Genomic DNA, 396 nt, shown 5'->3' on the forward strand with positions numbered 1-396 from the left:
GGCGCGCACAGCACGGTCCGCAAGCTGCTCGACCGGCCCTTCCCCGGGCGGTCGGGCACGTTCAAGGCCGTGCTCGCCGACATCCGCCTCTCCGCGGTCTCCGACCTCGTCCCCGCGAGCGCCGGGCACATGAGCACGCTGACCAGGGAGGTCGAGAACTACTGGGGCATGCTCGTCCCGGCGGGCGGTGACAGGTACCGGTTCACCTTCGGCAAGCTCGACGAGGTGGACACCCCGGAGTCCGACGAGGCGATCCAGCGGGCGCTGACCGCGCTCTACGGCGAGCCGACGACCCTGGCCGAAGTCCTGGTCCGCTCGCGCTTCGGCGACTCCACCCGGCAGTTGGAGCACTACCGCCACGGCCGCGTGCTGTTCGCGGGCGACGCGGCGCACATC

At 72.0% G+C, this 396-nt stretch carries 1 protein-coding gene; it reads left to right on the forward strand.

Annotated elements, in window-relative coordinates:
- On the forward strand, window positions 1–396 hold a 396-nt coding region (locus CCN37_RS41245), incomplete at both ends, for an FAD-dependent monooxygenase (protein ID WP_210408404.1).

The sequence above is a fragment of the Allokutzneria sp. NRRL B-24872 genome, from assembly GCF_002155965.1.
In the GTDB taxonomy this organism is placed as follows: Bacteria; Actinomycetota; Actinomycetes; order Mycobacteriales; family Pseudonocardiaceae; genus Allokutzneria.